At 40.0% G+C, this 16,436-nt stretch carries 15 protein-coding genes; 12 read left to right on the forward strand and 3 right to left on the reverse strand.

Annotated features, from left to right (window positions below; translation table 11 throughout):
• Positions 1-11: 11 nt before the first annotated feature.
• Positions 12-977 carry a LacI family DNA-binding transcriptional regulator gene (locus tag L0P31_RS03450; RefSeq protein ID WP_238095755.1) on the reverse strand — a complete coding sequence of 322 codons (966 nt, stop codon included), beginning with the start codon at positions 975-977 and terminating at the stop codon, positions 12-14.
• A complete protein-coding gene (locus tag L0P31_RS03455; protein WP_238095757.1) occupies positions 958-2,412 on the reverse strand; it encodes a sucrose-6-phosphate hydrolase in 1,455 nt (484 codons plus the stop codon). Before L0P31_RS03455 ends, L0P31_RS03450 begins: the two co-directional genes overlap by 20 nt.
• A gap of 124 nt (positions 2,413-2,536) precedes the next feature.
• Here L0P31_RS03455 and L0P31_RS03460 point away from each other — a divergent pair, with 124 nt between their 5' ends.
• The 3 genes from L0P31_RS03460 (at position 2,537) to scrK (ending at position 5,699) form a co-directional block, all read left to right on the forward strand.
• Positions 2,537-2,683, forward strand: coding sequence for a hypothetical protein (locus tag L0P31_RS03460; protein ID WP_238095759.1), 147 nt, complete (start codon positions 2,537-2,539; stop codon positions 2,681-2,683).
• Between the two features lie 92 nt (positions 2,684-2,775).
• Positions 2,776-4,662: a sucrose-specific PTS transporter subunit IIBC gene (locus L0P31_RS03465; RefSeq protein ID WP_238095761.1), complete on the forward strand. Its 1,887-nt coding sequence runs from the start codon at positions 2,776-2,778 to the stop codon at positions 4,660-4,662.
• Positions 4,663-4,811: 149 nt separating this feature from the next.
• Positions 4,812-5,699: a fructokinase ScrK gene (gene scrK, locus L0P31_RS03470; protein WP_000164309.1), complete on the forward strand. Its 888-nt coding sequence runs from the start codon at positions 4,812-4,814 to the stop codon at positions 5,697-5,699.
• A gap of 42 nt (positions 5,700-5,741) precedes the next feature.
• On the opposite strand, the gene L0P31_RS03475 is transcribed toward scrK, so the two are convergent.
• Positions 5,742-6,359 carry a TVP38/TMEM64 family protein gene (locus tag L0P31_RS03475; protein WP_238095763.1) on the reverse strand — a complete coding sequence of 206 codons (618 nt, stop codon included), beginning with the start codon at positions 6,357-6,359 and terminating at the stop codon, positions 5,742-5,744.
• 179 nt (positions 6,360-6,538) lie between these two features.
• On the opposite strand from L0P31_RS03475, the gene L0P31_RS03480 reads away from it, so the two are divergent.
• The 9 genes from L0P31_RS03480 (at position 6,539) to pnp (ending at position 16,421) form a co-directional block, all read left to right on the forward strand.
• The gene (locus L0P31_RS03480) at positions 6,539-6,874 is read left to right on the forward strand and encodes a nucleotide pyrophosphohydrolase (RefSeq protein WP_004255465.1); all 336 of its coding nucleotides are present in this window, start codon (positions 6,539-6,541) and stop codon (positions 6,872-6,874) included.
• Positions 6,874-8,619: a DNA/RNA helicase domain-containing protein gene (locus L0P31_RS03485; protein ID WP_238095765.1), complete on the forward strand. Its 1,746-nt coding sequence runs from the start codon at positions 6,874-6,876 to the stop codon at positions 8,617-8,619. Before L0P31_RS03480 ends, L0P31_RS03485 begins: the two co-directional genes overlap by 1 nt.
• Positions 8,620-8,673: 54 nt before the next feature.
• The gene (locus L0P31_RS03490) at positions 8,674-9,075 is read left to right on the forward strand and encodes a YbgA family protein (RefSeq protein WP_283218070.1); all 402 of its coding nucleotides are present in this window, start codon (positions 8,674-8,676) and stop codon (positions 9,073-9,075) included.
• Positions 9,059-9,424 carry a TIGR02328 family protein gene (locus L0P31_RS03495; protein ID WP_238095767.1) on the forward strand — a complete coding sequence of 122 codons (366 nt, stop codon included), beginning with the start codon at positions 9,059-9,061 and terminating at the stop codon, positions 9,422-9,424. Before L0P31_RS03490 ends, L0P31_RS03495 begins: the two co-directional genes overlap by 17 nt.
• Positions 9,425-9,581: 157 nt before the next feature.
• On the forward strand, positions 9,582-9,947 hold the full coding sequence (locus L0P31_RS03500; RefSeq protein ID WP_238095769.1) for a type II toxin-antitoxin system RelE/ParE family toxin: 366 nt from the start codon (positions 9,582-9,584) through the stop codon (positions 9,945-9,947).
• A complete protein-coding gene (locus L0P31_RS03505) occupies positions 9,937-10,230 on the forward strand; it encodes a helix-turn-helix domain-containing protein (RefSeq protein ID WP_185776784.1) in 294 nt (97 codons plus the stop codon). Before L0P31_RS03500 ends, L0P31_RS03505 begins: the two co-directional genes overlap by 11 nt.
• A gap of 352 nt (positions 10,231-10,582) precedes the next feature.
• Entirely contained in the window at positions 10,583-12,832 is a 2,250-nt protein-coding gene (metE, locus tag L0P31_RS03510) for a 5-methyltetrahydropteroyltriglutamate--homocysteine S-methyltransferase (RefSeq protein WP_238095771.1), read from the forward strand.
• Between the two features lie 61 nt (positions 12,833-12,893).
• Positions 12,894-13,760 carry a methylenetetrahydrofolate reductase [NAD(P)H] gene (gene metF / locus L0P31_RS03515; RefSeq protein ID WP_061590497.1) on the forward strand — a complete coding sequence of 289 codons (867 nt, stop codon included), beginning with the start codon at positions 12,894-12,896 and terminating at the stop codon, positions 13,758-13,760.
• Between the two features lie 447 nt (positions 13,761-14,207).
• On the forward strand, positions 14,208-16,421 hold the full coding sequence (gene pnp, locus L0P31_RS03520; RefSeq protein WP_238095773.1) for a polyribonucleotide nucleotidyltransferase: 2,214 nt from the start codon (positions 14,208-14,210) through the stop codon (positions 16,419-16,421).
• Positions 16,422-16,436: the final 15 nt, after the last annotated feature.

Raw genomic sequence — 16,436 nt, forward strand, 5'->3', positions numbered from 1 at the left:
TTTTCTTGTACTTAAATACTTTTTCCTGGTAATAGTGTAACTGGTAAGAAGTAACCAGTTGTTGCGACTTCCTTGCCTTCAATCTTTTTCAAGAGAAGATCAACAGTGAGGCAGGCAATCTCTTCCAAAGGTTGCTTGATGGTCGCGAGTTGAGGATAGTAATTCTCGATAAAGTAAGTCCCATCATAGCCGATGACCTTGAGCTCTTCAGGGACAGAAATGCCCAGTTCCTGAGCAATTTTAATGACTAGAATAGCTGTTAAGTCATCCGAAGCAAAGATGGCATCTGGTTTTTGACGGGTTAAGATATTCTTGATTTCCATTTCTTTTCTGACGGGAGAAAAGTCGCTGGAAACATTGATAATAGGAGCTTTTGGGAGTACAGATGCAAAGCCAGCGTGGCGTAGTCCAGTAGGCGAGTTGGAATTGTCATTCCCTGTAATCATGATGATAGACTGGGCACCTGTCTTGACTAAGGTCTGGGCTGCTAGAACTCCACCAGCATAGTTGTCAGAGGAGACGACAGGAATATCTGGTGATAGATTTCGGTCAAAGGAAATAATTGGTGCCGTCACGCGATTGTAGTCTTCGATTCCCAGGTTGTGACTACCAGAAATGATGCCGTCCACCTGATTGGCTTCTAACATTTCGATGTATTCGCGTTCCTTTTCAGAATCGTGCTCACTGTTGCAGATGATGGTCTTATAACCATTTTTGAAGAGTTGGTGTTCCAATTTATCAATCAATTCTGCATAGAAAACATTGGAAATATTGGGGAAAATCAAGCCGATTAACTTAGCTGATTTTCCTTGCAAGCTACGAGCTAGGTTGTTGGGTTTATAGCCCAATTCTCGCATGGCTTCATTGACTTTTTGGATGGTTTTCTCAGAGAGATACCCTTTTTTATTGATAACCCGAGAAACGGTAGTAGGGCTGACGCCTGCAAGTTTGGCGACATCAGTTAGTTTTGCGACCATAATCTAATTCATAGTAAGTTCCAGTTGGGTTTCCAAATTTGATGAGGATCCCATTTTGGTCCGCATGTGGGAAGACACGACCAGAAAATACTTTTTCTCCTTTATTGATGAAAATTTCAAAGACAGAGTTATCGATGAAGATTGTAGCAGTAGTAGCCTGATTATCGATAGGGCAAGAACGTGTAGTTCCAAATTCTTGGGCATACTGTTCTCCAGCCTGGCTACGATCTACTGTCACTTGACCATTTACAAGGTCAAAGTTGATGGAAAGTCCCTTGCCTTCTTGATCAGCAAGTAAGACAATCTCGCTCTGGCTATTAGCTTTCAAGTTGAGTTCAAGTTCGTAAGTGTTCTTGGTTTGGGCACGGTTTGAGAAAGGTTCTTCAGAAGCACGAAGGTCTTTGATAGCTGCGACTGGGTATTGGTAGAGTTTGCCGTCTTTGATAGTGAGTTCCTTGACCAAAGAGAAGGTTCCTTGGTGGTCAAAACGGTCAGATGGATATGAAACATCAGGCAAGCCAAGCCAGCTAACAGCTATAGCGCGTCCATCAGGAGCGTTGAAGGCTTGAGTGGCATAGGCTTCAAAACCATAATCGAGGTTGTGTAGTTCAGATACATCTACCATTTTTTCATTTTCTGGATCAAAGGAAGTGCCGATTTTATACATGTTTGGATAGATATTGTCGTATTCAAGAACCTTTTTATCCAAACCTTGTGGGCAGTAAAGAAGGACAGGTTGTTCTCCGACAAAGACTAGGTTTGGGCACTCCATCATATAAGCAGTGCGATCATTGTTGAAGTCCAAATCACCAACTTCTTGCCAGTTTGTATAATCATTTTCGATAGCCTTATAGAGACGGACAAATCCTTTTTTGTCCAAATCTTGACCACCAACGATAGCGTAGTATTGTCCTTTAAAGTTAAAAATCTGTGGATCGCGGAAGTGGTCAGTAGCATCAGCAGGCTGATCAATCAAGATTTTATCAATCTTTTTAATATTTCCATCCTTATCCATCAAAGCACCAATCTGATAAGGGTGGCGTACCCAATTGTCATCACGGACATTTCCAGTATAAAAGAGGAACAATTGATCGCCAAACTGCATAGCAGATCCAGAGTAAGCGCCGTGGCTATCTAAAGGAGTATCAGGTAAGATTTTTACACCTGTTTCAGTAAAGTGCACCAAATCGTCGCTTTCAAGTTGTACCCAAGACTTTAACCCATGAGCTGCACCAAAGGGGAAGTTTTGGTAAAAGACAACCCACTTGCCATCGAAATATGAAAAACCATTTGGATCGTTTAAAAGACCCTGTTTGGGTTCGATGTGATAGCTTGTATGCCATGGTGACTGCGCCATATTTTCTTTGATTTGTTTAATTTCTTCTTGTGTCCAATCCTCATAGCGTCTATAACGACGCTCAGTAGTCCATTCCATTTATATTCCCTCCATAAATTCTACTATCTTAATAGTAAACGTTTCCTTATAAAAAATCAAGTCTTTCACACTAAATTTAAGAAAAAAATGTCAAACGATTGACAGAGTTCGGAAACGAAATTTTATGAAAATCGATGAAAAAATGAAAGTTTTTGAAATTTTAAAAGTAAAAACCTTAAATTCAGAGGGTGTTTACTGCTATGTTAATGAAAAATTAGCAAAAACAATCAAAATTGGAGAATTGACAAAATTTTTTCTGCAAAACGCTTGACATATTTTTTAAACGTGATAGAATAATATTCGTAGGGCGGATAAAATCGCTTTCAAACAAGAACAAAATTTTTTATAAGGAGATTTTTGCAAATGACGAATACAGAAATTGCAAAAAAAGTCATCGATGCCTTGGGCGGACGTGAAAATGTCAACAGTGTAGCTCACTGTGCGACTCGTCTTCGTGTCATGGTTAAAGATGAAGGAAAAATCAATAAAGAAGTGATTGAGAACTTGGAAAAAGTTCAAGGTGCTTTCTTTAACTCAGGTCAATACCAAATCATCTTTGGTACAGGTACAGTTAACAAAATGTACGATGAGGTTGTTGCACTTGGCTTGCCAACATCATCTAAAGATGACATGAAAGCAGAAGCTGCTAAACAAGGAAATTGGTTCCAACGTGCCATCCGTACTTTCGGTGACGTCTTTGTTCCAATCATCCCAGTTATCGTAGCAACTGGTCTCTTCATGGGTGTTCGTGGTCTCTTGAATGCTCTTGGAATGACACTTCCAGAAGATGTGACAACTTACACTCAAATCTTGACTGACACAGCCTTTATCATCTTGCCAGGTTTGGTTGTTTGGTCAACCTTCCGTGTATTCGGTGGTAACCCAGCCGTTGGTATCGTTCTTGGTATGATGCTGGTATCTGGCTCGCTTCCAAATGCTTGGGCTGTTGCTTCTGGTGGTGAAGTGACTGCTATGAACTTCTTCGGATTTATCCCAGTTGTTGGTTTGCAAGGTTCAGTTCTTCCAGCCTTCATCATCGGGGTTGTCGGAGCTAAGTTTGAAAAAGCTGTTCGTAAAGTGGTTCCAGATGTACTTGATCTCTTGGTAACACCATTCGTAACACTTCTCGTAATGTCAATTCTTGGTTTGTTTGTTATCGGACCAGTATTCCATGTTGTTGAAAACTATATCCTTATTGGAACAAAAGCTATTCTTAACTTGCCATTCGGACTTGGTGGTTTCTTAATCGGTGGAGTTCACCAATTGATCGTCGTATCAGGTGTTCACCACATCTTCAACTTGCTTGAAGTTCAATTACTTGCTGCTGACCATGTCAACCCATTCAACGCTATCATCACAGCTGCCATGACTGCTCAAGGTGCTGCAACAGTAGCCGTTGGTGTAAAAACTAAAAATCCTAAACTTAAAACACTTGCTTTCCCTGCTGCTCTTTCTGCCTTCCTTGGTATTACAGAGCCTGCTATCTTCGGGGTTAACTTGCGTTTCCGTAAACCATTCTTCCTTTCATTGATCGCTGGTGCAATCGGTGGTGGATTGGCATCTATCCTTGGTCTTGCTGGTACTGGTAATGGTATCACAATCATCCCTGGTACAATGCTCTACATTGGTAACGGACAACTTCCACAATACCTTCTTATGGTAGCTGTATCATTTGCTCTTGGTTTTGCTCTTACTTACATGTTTGGTTATGAGGATGAAAAAGAAGTTGCTACTGAAGTAGAGACAGAACGTTTGGTCCAAGAAGAAACAACTGGTAACATTCCAGCAGCTCTTCAAAATGAAACACTTGTAACTCCTATCGTCGGTGATGTTGTAGCTCTTGCTGATGTCAATGACCCAGTCTTCTCAAGCGGAGCTATGGGGCAAGGTATCGCTGTGAAACCAAGTCAAGGTGTGGTATATGCACCAGCTGATGCTGAAGTTTCAATTGCCTTTCCAACAGGACATGCTTTTGGTTTGAAAACAACTGATGGTGCTGAAGTTTTGATTCACGTTGGTATTGACACTGTATCTATGGATGGTGAAGGTTTTGAAGCAAAAGTTGCTCAAGGTGATAAGGTTAAAGCTGGCGATGTTCTTGGAACATTTGACTCAAACAAAATCGCTGCAGCTGGACTTGATGATACAACAATGGTTATCGTTACAAATACAGCTGACTACGCTTCAGTAGCTCCAGTCGCAACAGGTTCAGTTGCGAAGGGGGATGCTGTGATCGAAGTGAAAATCTAATCAATCCTCTCTAATGTGAAAACGAACAAATGACATGTTTGTTCGTTTTTGCTTGAATGGTAAGATTTACAGAGGAAAATCTAAAAAATAGAGAAATTTAGACTTTCGAAATATGCTATAATAAAGAAAATAAAAACAAGAGGTTTATCATGACAAAATTATATGGAAGCTTGGAAGCGGGCGGTACAAAGTTTGTCTGTGCTGTCGGTGATGAAAACTTTAACGTTGTAGAAAAAACACAATTTCCAACAACAACTCCAATCGAAACAATCGATAAAACCATTGAGTTCTTCTCAAAATTCGACAACCTTGCTGGTCTTGCAGTTGGTTCATTTGGTCCGATTGATATTGATAAAAACTCAAAAACTTATGGCTTTATCACAACGACTCCAAAACCAAACTGGGCAAATGTGGACTTGCTTGGTGCCCTTCGTCGGGCCCTCAACGTGCCAATGTACTTCACTACAGACGTAAACAGCTCTGCTTATGGTGAAGTGGTTGCCCGTAACAATGCTGGTGGTCGTATCGAAAACTTGGTTTACTACACAATCGGTACAGGTATCGGTGCAGGTGTCATCCAACGTGGTGAGTTTATCGGTGGTGTGGGTCACCCTGAAATGGGTCATTATTATGTTGCTAGACACCCAATGGATATTGAAAAAGAGTTTAAGGGTGTTTGTCCTTTCCATAAGGGATGTCTGGAAGGCTATGCAGCTGGTCCAAGTTTGGAAGCTCGTACAGGTGTTCGTGGGGAAAACATTGAACTCAACAACCCTGTTTGGGATGTCCAAGCCTACTATATCGCTCAAGCTGCGGTCAATGCGACAGTGACTTTCCGCCCAGACGTGATTGTCTTTGGTGGAGGGGTCATGGCTCAACAACACATGCTGGACCGTGTCCGTGAGAAATTTACAGCTCTTCTCAACGGTTACCTACCAGTACCAGATGTGCGTGACTATATCGTGACGCCAGCAGTCGCAGGAAATGGTTCTGCCACACTTGGGAACTTTGTCCTTGCAAAAGAAGTTTCAAAATAAAGCACAAAATCCGTTTGGTTTCCCAAGCGGATTTTTTACATGTCAAAGCATTTGCCAGAAAAAGTCAATAATATAGGTCAGACCGTAGGTATAAACCACGAGGGTAAAGGGCTTGGTCAGAATGATGATGGTCATATAGCGCTTGAAGCTCATCTTGGTCAGGGCAGCCAGCATACAGAGAAAGTCAGCTGGACTAATGGGCCAAATCATCATAAAGATAAAGAAACGGTCAAAACGATTGCCCTTATCCAGCCAGCCGATATACTTGTCGTAGGTGCGCTTGCTGACGACGGACTGGACAAAGGCAGCCCCATAGAGGCGCACTAGATAAAAGATAATGGCACAGCCAATCACAATCCCGATATAGTTGTAGATTGTCCCGATGATGTGGCCGTAGATAAAGACCCCAGCCACCGAGGTCAAGGCCCCAGGAATGATAGGGACGACCGTTTGTAAAATCTGTAAAAAGATAAAGAGAGGTGGCCCCCAGATGCCTGCCTGCTGGATAAAGGCAGAGAGGGTTTCTTTAGACTGTAAAATACCAGCCTGATAAGCCCAAATACAGAAAATAAAACTCCCAACCCCACCGACAATCGATGAGATGTTGATAACTTGCTGTAAAAGGGGAGAAACAGCTTTCATTTGTTTATCCTGTGACATGTAAACTCCTCATAGATAGTATAACTCTACTATACCATATTTTGGAGGAGAAAGGGGATTTGATTGTTTTTGGTAGAGTGAAGCTCAAGAATTTAAGCCTAATTTTATTCCATTTATAAAATTTAAGAACTGGTTTCATGATATAATGTGTATAAGTAAATTCATATTGGAGAAATTAAATGAAGTCAACAATAGAAAAAATTAATAAATTTAGAGATGATCGTGACTGGAGAAAATTTCATAATGAAAAAGATTTGGCTATATCTATTTCATTAGAAGCTAGTGAACTTTTAGAATTATTTCAATGGAAAGAATCAAAAGATGTTACCAGTAAATCATTAAAAAGAATAAAAGAGGAACTAGCTGATGTTTTTATTTATTCTATTATGTTAGCAGATAATCTAAATTTAGATATTGAAAATATTATTGATGAAAAATTAGAAAAAAATGCTAGAAAGTATCCTGTTGAGATTAGCAAAGGTAGTAATAAAAAATATACTGAGTTGGAGAAATAATGGCTAATATAAAAAGTCCAATTATAAGAGAGATAGAGTATTCAAACAATGCTCTTGTAAATCTTAAAAATCAATTTAATTTTAGCGGACATAAAAATGAGATAAAATTTTTATTTGATTATCCGGTTGTCTATATTGTTAACGATGAGAAGGATAATCAATTTAGTGTATATGTAGGAGAAACTACTGATATAATTAGACGAACAAGTCAACACTTAATGGATGATATAAAGAAAGAAAATAGAGATGATTGGAGATATTTTGCAAAATCTCCGACAACGAAGATGTTTGTAATTGGTCACAATCATTTTAATAAGTCGTTAACTCTAGATATAGAAAACCGGTTAATGCTTTATTTATCAAGTGTTACTAATGTCATAAGAGTACAAAACAGAAAAGAAAATCCTCAAAATGAATATTATACATCTCACGAATTAGATTCAATTTTTTCAAAAATTTGGCGTTCGTTAAATAGAAAAAATGAGTACTTGTTTCCAGCTGAAAGTATAGTTAGAAATTCTGCAATATTTAAATCTTCTCCTTTTCATAAATTAACCAATGAGCAATTAAAAGCAAAAAATGAAATCATTTTTAAAATTACATCAGCGCTTAGTAAGAACGAGTTTGGAACTTTAATCTTGGTTAAAGGAGAAGCTGGTGCTGGTAAAACTGTTTTGATGAGTTCTTTAATCGATGATCTATTAAATTCTGATGACACGGATTTCATAAGAGAAAATAATGTAATTAATTTGGTTGTTAATCATGATGATCAATTGAGTGTCTATAAAGAAATAGAGAAAAAGCTTGAATGGAAGAGTGGTTCAACTCTTGATGTTGCTATGAAACCAACTCAGTTTTTAAACGCACTAAAAAAGCAAGATGCTAATGCTGGTATAGTTGTTATTGACGAAGGACACTTACTTTTGACTGCAAAAAATCAAGCTTATCAAGGTGGTAATCATTTAAAGGATATACTATCAAAATCGAAAGTAGTAGTTTTAGTGTACGATGATAATCAAATAATGAATAAATCTCAAATATGGGTAGATGATTCATTTTTGACTTTACAACATCAAGCGAGGCTGTCTGGCAATTTAATTGAATTAAATAATCAAATGCGTATAAAAGCTAGTGAATCAACAATTAGTTGGATTAGAAATATTATTGATAAAAGAGAAATTACCAAATTAAAAGAAGATAATAACTATGATATCCAGATATTTAATTCTCCCAAGGAATTACAGAATGCTATTAAATTAAAAGATGAGAATCGTCATTTAGGGATTTCTAGGCTAATAGCAACTTATGATTGGGAATATAGCAGTCAATCTAAACCTGAATCTAAAGATTATTGGTGTGTGGAAATAGATGACTGGTCTTGTCCTTGGAATAGAGAATTGAGTAGGGATAGGAAAAACTCTAAACTTTCTTGGATTGAACAACCACAAACTATTGGTGAAGTAGGATCCACTTTTACTGTGCAAGGTTTTGATTTGAATTATGCTGGAGTCATTATTGGTCCATCGGTTAAATATAGAGATGGTAAAATTATGTTTGATATCTCTGCTAGTAAAAATAAAGGAGCAGTTCAAAATAGGAAACTCGAAAATGGTGAAATGAAAAATTTTGGTGAAGATCTTTTAAAAAATGAATTAAATGTTTTACTTACAAGAGGAGTAAATGGACTCTATATCTACGCAGTAGATGAAGAACTTCAAGCGGCTTTAAAAAAGGCAATTTTATAAGATTATAAAGTAGGAATAGATATTTCTGAATCCAAACATGGTATAATGTCAATTATGAATAATAACCAACGTGCCCTTTGCCAGCAACTCTGGGCTAGAAACAAATACCTTGTTTTGAGTCATTCCAGCAATATTTACAATGAAATTCGCCAATATTTGAAGAATGAAGAGGTGGAGGTAAGTCAGGTTCAGGAGATGATTGACCGTGCCTGCCAGATTCCAGAACACAGGGGTCAGGTCTGCAATGCCTTTCAGCATATTTGGGGCTATTTCAAAAAGAAAGCGACAGATGCTGAGCGCAAGGACTACATGCTCCTGCTGGATCGCTACCGCTTTGGTCAGGCTTCTAAGGAAGACTTAATCGCTAAGACTCGAGATTTGCTTGATTGCTATCCCAATACCTACTTGCAACATTCGACTTTACTGAAAGGAGATTGCCATGAGACTTTGGCATGAGGCTTTGATTTCACAACTTCCCCGTCCTCAACTCTTGGGACAGCATCGAGAGTGTTGTGCACTCCGTGGCAATGGCTGGGGCAGAAAGCATGCGACGGTTGACTATGTCTTTACTCACTCGCCCTACCGTCTCTATGCCTATCATCGCTTGATTATGGAGGAGATGGCTGACCGTGGCTACAATGTCAGTCCAGAGTGGTTGGATAAAAACTATCGTGGTAAGACCTGCCCTACTTATCAAGAATTAGTAGAGGAAAAGTTGACTAGTCCTATATACAGCGAACATGATGCTTCCTACTATGAGGAATGTCTAGCTAATCTCCGAGGAAAGGGGATTGAACTGGAGTAAACGTAAGAATTATCAGCACTTTATAACTCTTTCCGTAATTTTTTTCGAATAATAAAGATGAGACCTTTAGAGTTTTTCTAAGGTCTTCTTTTTATGAGTGTTCAGATTTACTTTTAATAACTTTTGAGTTATAATTTAATTAGAAAGAGGTTGCTTGGTGCATACGATTTACTTCTATAAGGACAAAAAAGGAAACGAGCCAGTTTTGGATTATATGAGAGAATTGGCTAGTCAGAAAAGTAAGGATAGTCGCATCAAACTCAATAAACTAAATGACTATATCGAGTTGCTTAGTCAGCATGGGACGAGAGCTGGGGAACCCTATATGAAACACTTGGAAGATGAGATATGGGAACTAAGACCTTTGAGAAATCGAATTTTATTTATAGCGTGGCTTGATGGTAGTTTTGTTCTTTTACATCATTTTGTCAAAAAGACTCAGAAAACTCCTAGAAGAGAAATTGAAAAAGCCAAGCGTGAACTGAAGGACTTAAAAGAAAGAGGGTTAAGTGATGAAGAATAGTGCTATTGGAAGTAACTGGAAGGATGTCCGGTCAGAACTCTTTACCAAGGAGGAAATCCTTGAAAGTGATATGCGAGTGGCTATCATGAGTGAGTTGATTGAAGCCAGACATGAGCAAGGTATCAGTCAAAAAAAGCTAGAAGAACTCAGTGGAGTGAGTCAACCTGTCATAGCTAGGATGGAAACAGGAAAGACTAGCCCCCAGTTGGATACAGTCTTGAAAGTTTTAGCCAGTTTAGGAAAGACACTAGCAGTAGTCCCACTTGAACAGAAAAAAGGTTGATAGGGATGAAATTACTTGGTTGGCTAAAATCATCCACTGGATAATTTTACCTCCCGTCCGCACTTTTCAGGGAAATATCAGACTTACAAAAGAAAAATCAACCTATAGTCTTTTCTAATAACAAGCCATAGTCACTTATAAGAATTACTAATAACGTGTTTGATCAGTCTAACTGAAATATAGTAAAAAAACAAGTTACACAAAGGATTTGAGTCATTTTTCTCAGGCCTTTTTCTTTTGTATAAAACAGAGATATAGTTTCAAACTATATCAAAGCCTAATTTTTTACAATTATACAGATGATTTCTTTTCTGTTAAGATAGTTTCAACAACAAATTTTGGAGGACACATCATGTCAACTACAATCATCGGTTTCCCACGTTTGGGCGAATTCCGCGAATTAAAATTTACAACTGAAAAATACTTTAGAAAAGAAATCTCAGAAGAAGAACTCCTTGCAGCAGCAAAAGACTTGCGTGCTAAACACTGGAACATTGTCAAAGAAAAAGGCATCACTGAAATTCCATCAAATGACTTTTCTCACTATGACAACTTCCTAGATGCAGCTTTCCTTTTCAACGTGGTACCTGCTTCAGTTCAAAACTTGGACTTGTCTGATCTTGAGCGCTACTTCGCTTTGGGTCGCGGTTACCAAGGAGAAAAAGGAGACGTTCGCGCCCTTCCAATGAAGAAATGGTTCAACACCAACTACCACTACATCGTTCCTAAATTTGAAAAAGACACTCAAGTCAAACTTGCAGGTCACAAGATTTTTGATGAGTTCCAAGAAGCAAAAGAACTTGGATTAAACACTCGTCCAGTTCTTGTTGGTCCATTCACTTTCCTTCAATTGTCAGACTTTGAAGAAGGCGTGAAAGCAGAAGACTTCGTAGACAGCTTAGTTGCTGCTTACCAAGAAGTTTTTGCTAAATTGGCTGAACTTGGTGCGACTCGCATCCAATTGGATGAAGCTGCTCTTGTCAAAGATTTGACAGCTGAAGAAAAAGCTCTCTTCTTGAACCTCTACAACAAACTTTTGGCTGACAAAAAAGGTCTTGAAGTATTGCTTCAAACTTACTTCGGAGATGTTCGTGACGTTTACGCTGACCTTGTGAACTTGCCAGTAGATGCTATCGGTCTTGATTTCGTTGAAGGTAAGAAAACTCTTGAATTGGTTAAAGGTGGCTTCCCAGCTGACAAGACTCTCTACGCAGGTATTGTCAATGGTAAAAACATCTGGCGCAACAATTACGAAAAGAGCTTGGCTGTTCTTGAGCAAATCCCAGCTGAAAATATTGTCTTGACAAGCTCATGCTCACTTCTTCATGTGCCATTTACAACAGCTAATGAAGAATTTGAACCAGCAATCTTGAACCACTTTGCCTTTGCAGTTGAAAAATTGGATGAGATTCGTGATTTGGATGCTATCCGCAATGGTCAAGGTGAAGAAGCACTTGCAGCTAACAAAGAACTCTTTGCGACTGAGCGTGTTGGTGAAAATGCTGAACTTCGTGCGCGTATCGCTGGTTTGACTGATGCAGACTACACTCGTTTGCCATCCTTTGCAGAACGTGAAGCTATTCAAGAAGAAGCTTTCAAACTTCCAGCTCTTCCAACAACAACGATCGGTTCATTCCCTCAAACTAAAGAAGTTCGTGCGAAACGTTTGGCTTACCGTAAAGGTGAATTGTCTCAAGAAGAGTATGACGCTTTCCTTGCTGAAACAATTGACGAATGGATCAAATGGCAAGAAGATATCGACTTTGATGTCCTTGTTCACGGTGAATTTGAGCGTAATGACATGGTTGAGTACTTCGGTCAAAACTTGTCAGGTTACCTCTTCTCTAAAAATGGTTGGGTACAATCATACGGTATGCGCGGGGTTAAACCACCAATCATCTGGGGTGATGTAACTCGTCTTAACCCTATTACTGTTAAATGGTCTAGCTATGCACAAAGCCGTACAAACAAACCTGTTAAAGGTATGTTGACTGGACCAGTAACTATTCTCAACTGGTCATTCCCACGTGAAGACATCTCTATCAAGGATTCTACTCTTCAAATCGCTCTTGCTATCAAGGATGAAGTGCTTGACCTTGAAGCTGCTGGTGTGAAAATCATCCAAATCGACGAGGCTGCTCTTCGTGAGAAATTGCCACTCCGTCGTAGCGACTGGTATGAAGACTACCTTGACTGGGCAATTCCTGCCTTCCGCTTGGTACACTCAACAGTAGCGCCAGACACACAAATCCACACTCACATGTGTTACTCAGAATTTACAGATATCATCCCAGCTATCGACAACATGGATGCGGACGTTATTTCCTTTGAAGCTAGCCGTTCAAACCTTGAAATCTTGGACGAACTCAAAGCGAAGAACTTCCAAACTGAAGTGGGACCTGGGGTTTACGATATCCACTCACCTCGTGTGCCGAACGAAGGCGAAATCGATAATACTATCGAAGCCATTCTTGCTAAAGTGCCAAGCAAGAAAGTTTGGATCAACCCTGACTGTGGTTTGAAAACACGTGGTATTCCAGAAACAAAAGAAAGCTTGATCCGCCTTGTTGAAGCAGCTAAAGCTGCGCGTGAGAAATTGTAAGATTAGATTTCTCCCTATAACGGTTGTTCAAAATGAAATTAAAAAGAAAAGGATAAGGAATATGTCACGCCAAACACCGTCACTTTCATTTGAAGTGTTCCCTCCAAACCCAGCCGTGGGTAATGATAAAATTATTTCTGCTCTTCAAGATATGCAGGAGTTGGCTCCTCACTTTATCAGTGTAACTGCCAGCAATAATAAGTTTAATATCAAGGAAACGACGGTTCGTTTGGCTGACTTTATCCAAAATGACTTGGAGATTCCGACTATTGCCCACTTGCCAGCCATCTATTTGACTAAGGACAAGGTTGCTGAAACTATTGCAGATTTGGACAAGGTTGGGGTACAGAAAATCTTGGCTCTTCGTGGGGATATTATTCCTGATGTGGAACCGCAAAAGGATTTCCGCTACGCAACTGACTTGATCGAGTTCATCAAGGAACAAGCACCTCACTTTGATATTATCGGAGCATGCTATCCAGAAGGGCATCCAGATTCACCAAATCAGATTTCAGATATCCAAAATCTTAAGAAGAAAGTAGATGCAGGTTGTTCGAGCCTAGTAACCCAGCTTTTCTTTGACAATGAGCGCTTCTATGATTTCCAAGACAAGTGTACCTTGGCTGGGATTGATGTTCCTATTCATGCAGGGATTATGCCGATTCTGAATCGAAATCAAGCTCTTCGCCTCTTGGAGACTTGTGAGAATATCCATCTTCCACGTAAATTTAAAGCTATCTTAGACAAGTATGAGCATGACCCTGAGTCGCTCAGAGCAGCAGGACTTGCCTATGCAGTGGACCAAATCGTGGACTTGGTAACTCAGGATGTTGCCGGAGTTCATCTCTACACCATGAACAATGCCGAAACAGCAAAATACATCCACCAAGCAACACATGCCTTGTTTAATCATCAGTCTCTAGGATAATAAAAAGTAAACCATTCTTCTCAGGTGAGGGGAATGGTTCCTTTTTAATGATAAAGACCGCACTTTTTAAGAAAAATATGATAAAATAGACTCTGTACGTACTTGATACAAAGATGAGGGTATTAAATAATACAATGCATTTAAACCGAGAGTCTTATCTAATGATTTGTATCTTGAGAATTGAACCCGGCCGAAAAGCTGTGTAAAAAAGATAAACTGTCTTGTCTTCATCGAAGACTTCGTCAGTTTCCTATTTTTACTTTGCTTTTGACATCCTTGGTATCTTGAGAATTGAACACTCCTACAACTCTGTGGAAAAAGATAAATCTGCCTAAGAGCAGTCGCTCAGTCGTTAGATTTCCTATTTTCCTTTGAGTTGCTTGACGGCTTAGTATCTTGATTTTTGTAGGCAAGGCGTATAATTTCATCAATCCAAAGGGGATTAAAATGACAAAACAAGTGTTTCAAACGACTTTTGCGGGTCGTGAGTTAATCGTAGAGACTGGTCAGGTTGCTAAGCAAGCAAATGGCTCTGTTGTTGTACGTTACGGTGAGTCAACTGTCTTGACTGCTGCCGTTATGTCTAAGAAAATGGCAACTGGAGATTTCTTCCCTCTTCAAGTCAACTACGAAGAAAAAATGTATGCGGCTGGGAAGTTTCCTGGTGGCTTTATGAAACGTGAAGGACGTCCTTCAACGGATGCGACATTGACAGCGCGTTTGATTGACCGTCCAATCCGTCCTATGTTTGCGGAAGGTTTCCGTAATGAAGTTCAAGTCATCAATACAGTACTTTCTTATGATGAAAATGCTTCTGCACCAATGGCTGCTATGTTTGGTTCATCCTTGGCACTTTCTATCTCAGATATTCCATTTGACGGACCAATCGCTGGGGTACAGGTGGGTTATGTCGATGGTCAAATCATCATCAACCCTAGTCAAGAACAGGCAGAGCAGTCGCTTCTTGAATTGACAGTAGCTGGTACCAAACACGCTATCAACATGGTTGAGTCTGGTGCCAAAGAATTGTCAGAAGAAATCATGTTGGAAGCTCTTCTTAAAGGGCATGAAGCAGTCAAAGAATTGATTGCCTTCCAAGAAGAAATTGTTGCTGCTGTTGGTAAGGAAAAAGCAGAAGTGGAATTGCTTCATGTGGATGCGGACTTGCAAGCTGAAATCATCGCAGCCTACAACAGTGACCTCCAAAAAGCGGTTCAAGTAGAAGAAAAATTGGCTCGTGAAGCTGCAACTCAAGCAGTTAAGGACCAAGTTACTGCTGTTTACGAAGAAAAATATGCAGACCACGAAGAATTTGACCGTATCATGCGTGATGTGGCTGAAATTTTGGAACAAATGGAACACGCTGAAGTGCGCCGTTTGATTACAGAAGACAAGGTGCGTCCTGATGGTCGTAAAGTCGATGAAATCCGTCCTTTGGATGCGGTTGTTGACTTCTTACCACGTGTGCACGGTTCAGGTCTTTTCACTCGTGGACAAACTCAGGCCCTTTCAGTCTTGACCTTAGCTCCGATGGGTGAAACTCAAATCGTCGATGGTTTGGATCCTGAGTACAAGAAACGCTTTATGCACCACTATAACTTCCCTCAATACTCTGTAGGGGAAACTGGTCGTTATGGTGCGCCAGGTCGTCGTGAAATTGGTCACGGTGCCCTTGGTGAGCGTGCCCTTGCTCAAGTTTTGCCAAGTTTGGAAGAATTCCCATACGCTATCCGTCTGGTAGCAGAAGTTTTAGAATCAAATGGTTCTTCTTCTCAAGCCTCCATCTGTGCTGGAACGCTTGCTCTTATGGCTGGTGGTGTGCCAATCAAGGCACCAGTAGCTGGTATTGCCATGGGTCTCATCTCAGATGGAAATAACTACACTGTCTTGACAGATATCCAAGGTTTGGAAGACCACTTTGGAGACATGGACTTTAAGGTTGCAGGTACTCGTGACGGGATTACAGCCCTTCAGATGGATATCAAGATCCAAGGGATTACTGCAGAAATCTTGACTGAGGCCCTTGCTCAAGCTAAGAAAGCGCGTTTTGAAATCCTTGATGTGATTGAAGCAACCATTCCAGAAGTTCGTCCAGAATTGGCTCCAACTGCTCCGAAAATTGATACCATCAAGATTGATGTGGACAAGATCAAGATTGTCATTGGTAAAGGTGGAGAAACCATCGACAAGATTATCGCTGAAACAGGCGTTAAGATTGATATCGACGAAGAAGGAAATGTGTCTATCTACTCTAGCGACCAAGATGCCATCAACCGTGCCAAAGAAATTATTGCTGGTTTGGTTCGTGAAGCCAAAGTGGATGAAGTTTACCACGCGAAGGTTGTTCGTATCGAGAAATTTGGTGCCTTTGTCAACCTCTTTGATAAGACAGATGCACTTGTGCACATTTCTGAAATGGCTTGGACTCGTACCAACCGTGTAGAAGACTTGGTTGAAATCGGAGATGAAGTCGATGTTAAGGTTATCAAGATTGATGAAAAAGGCCGTATCGACGCCTCTATGAAGGCTCTTCTTCCTCGTCCGCCAAAACCTGAGCATGATGAAAAGGGTGAAAAGTCTGAGAGACCTCACCGCCCACGTCATCACAAGGACCATAAACCTAAGAAAGAATTTACAGAAACACCAAAAGATTCAGAATAAGAAAAGGAGAAATGT

Origin of the sequence: Streptococcus mitis (assembly GCF_022137125.1) — a bacterium.
GTDB classification, from domain to species: domain Bacteria; phylum Bacillota; class Bacilli; order Lactobacillales; family Streptococcaceae; genus Streptococcus; species Streptococcus mitis_CE.

Bases quoted from the DNA above. Each gene is read 5' to 3' on its own strand.
- L0P31_RS03450 (WP_238095755.1), bottom strand. From the start codon at position 977: ATGGTCGCAAAACTAACTGATGTCGCCAAACTTGCAGGCGTCAGCCCT.
- L0P31_RS03455 (WP_238095757.1), bottom strand. From the start codon at position 2,412: ATGGAATGGACTACTGAGCGTCGTTATAGACGCTATGAGGATTGGACA.
- L0P31_RS03460 (WP_238095759.1), top strand. From the start codon at position 2,537: ATGAAAATCGATGAAAAAATGAAAGTTTTTGAAATTTTAAAAGTAAAA.
- L0P31_RS03465 (WP_238095761.1), top strand. From the start codon at position 2,776: ATGACGAATACAGAAATTGCAAAAAAAGTCATCGATGCCTTGGGCGGA.
- scrK (WP_000164309.1), top strand. From the start codon at position 4,812: ATGACAAAATTATATGGAAGCTTGGAAGCGGGCGGTACAAAGTTTGTC.
- L0P31_RS03475 (WP_238095763.1), bottom strand. From the start codon at position 6,359: ATGTCACAGGATAAACAAATGAAAGCTGTTTCTCCCCTTTTACAGCAA.
- L0P31_RS03480 (WP_004255465.1), top strand. From the start codon at position 6,539: ATGAAGTCAACAATAGAAAAAATTAATAAATTTAGAGATGATCGTGAC.
- L0P31_RS03485 (WP_238095765.1), top strand. From the start codon at position 6,874: ATGGCTAATATAAAAAGTCCAATTATAAGAGAGATAGAGTATTCAAAC.
- L0P31_RS03490 (WP_283218070.1), top strand. From the start codon at position 8,674: ATGAATAATAACCAACGTGCCCTTTGCCAGCAACTCTGGGCTAGAAAC.
- L0P31_RS03495 (WP_238095767.1), top strand. From the start codon at position 9,059: ATGAGACTTTGGCATGAGGCTTTGATTTCACAACTTCCCCGTCCTCAA.
- L0P31_RS03505 (WP_185776784.1), top strand. From the start codon at position 9,937: ATGAAGAATAGTGCTATTGGAAGTAACTGGAAGGATGTCCGGTCAGAA.
- metE (WP_238095771.1), top strand. From the start codon at position 10,583: ATGTCAACTACAATCATCGGTTTCCCACGTTTGGGCGAATTCCGCGAA.
- metF (WP_061590497.1), top strand. From the start codon at position 12,894: ATGTCACGCCAAACACCGTCACTTTCATTTGAAGTGTTCCCTCCAAAC.
- pnp (WP_238095773.1), top strand. From the start codon at position 14,208: ATGACAAAACAAGTGTTTCAAACGACTTTTGCGGGTCGTGAGTTAATC.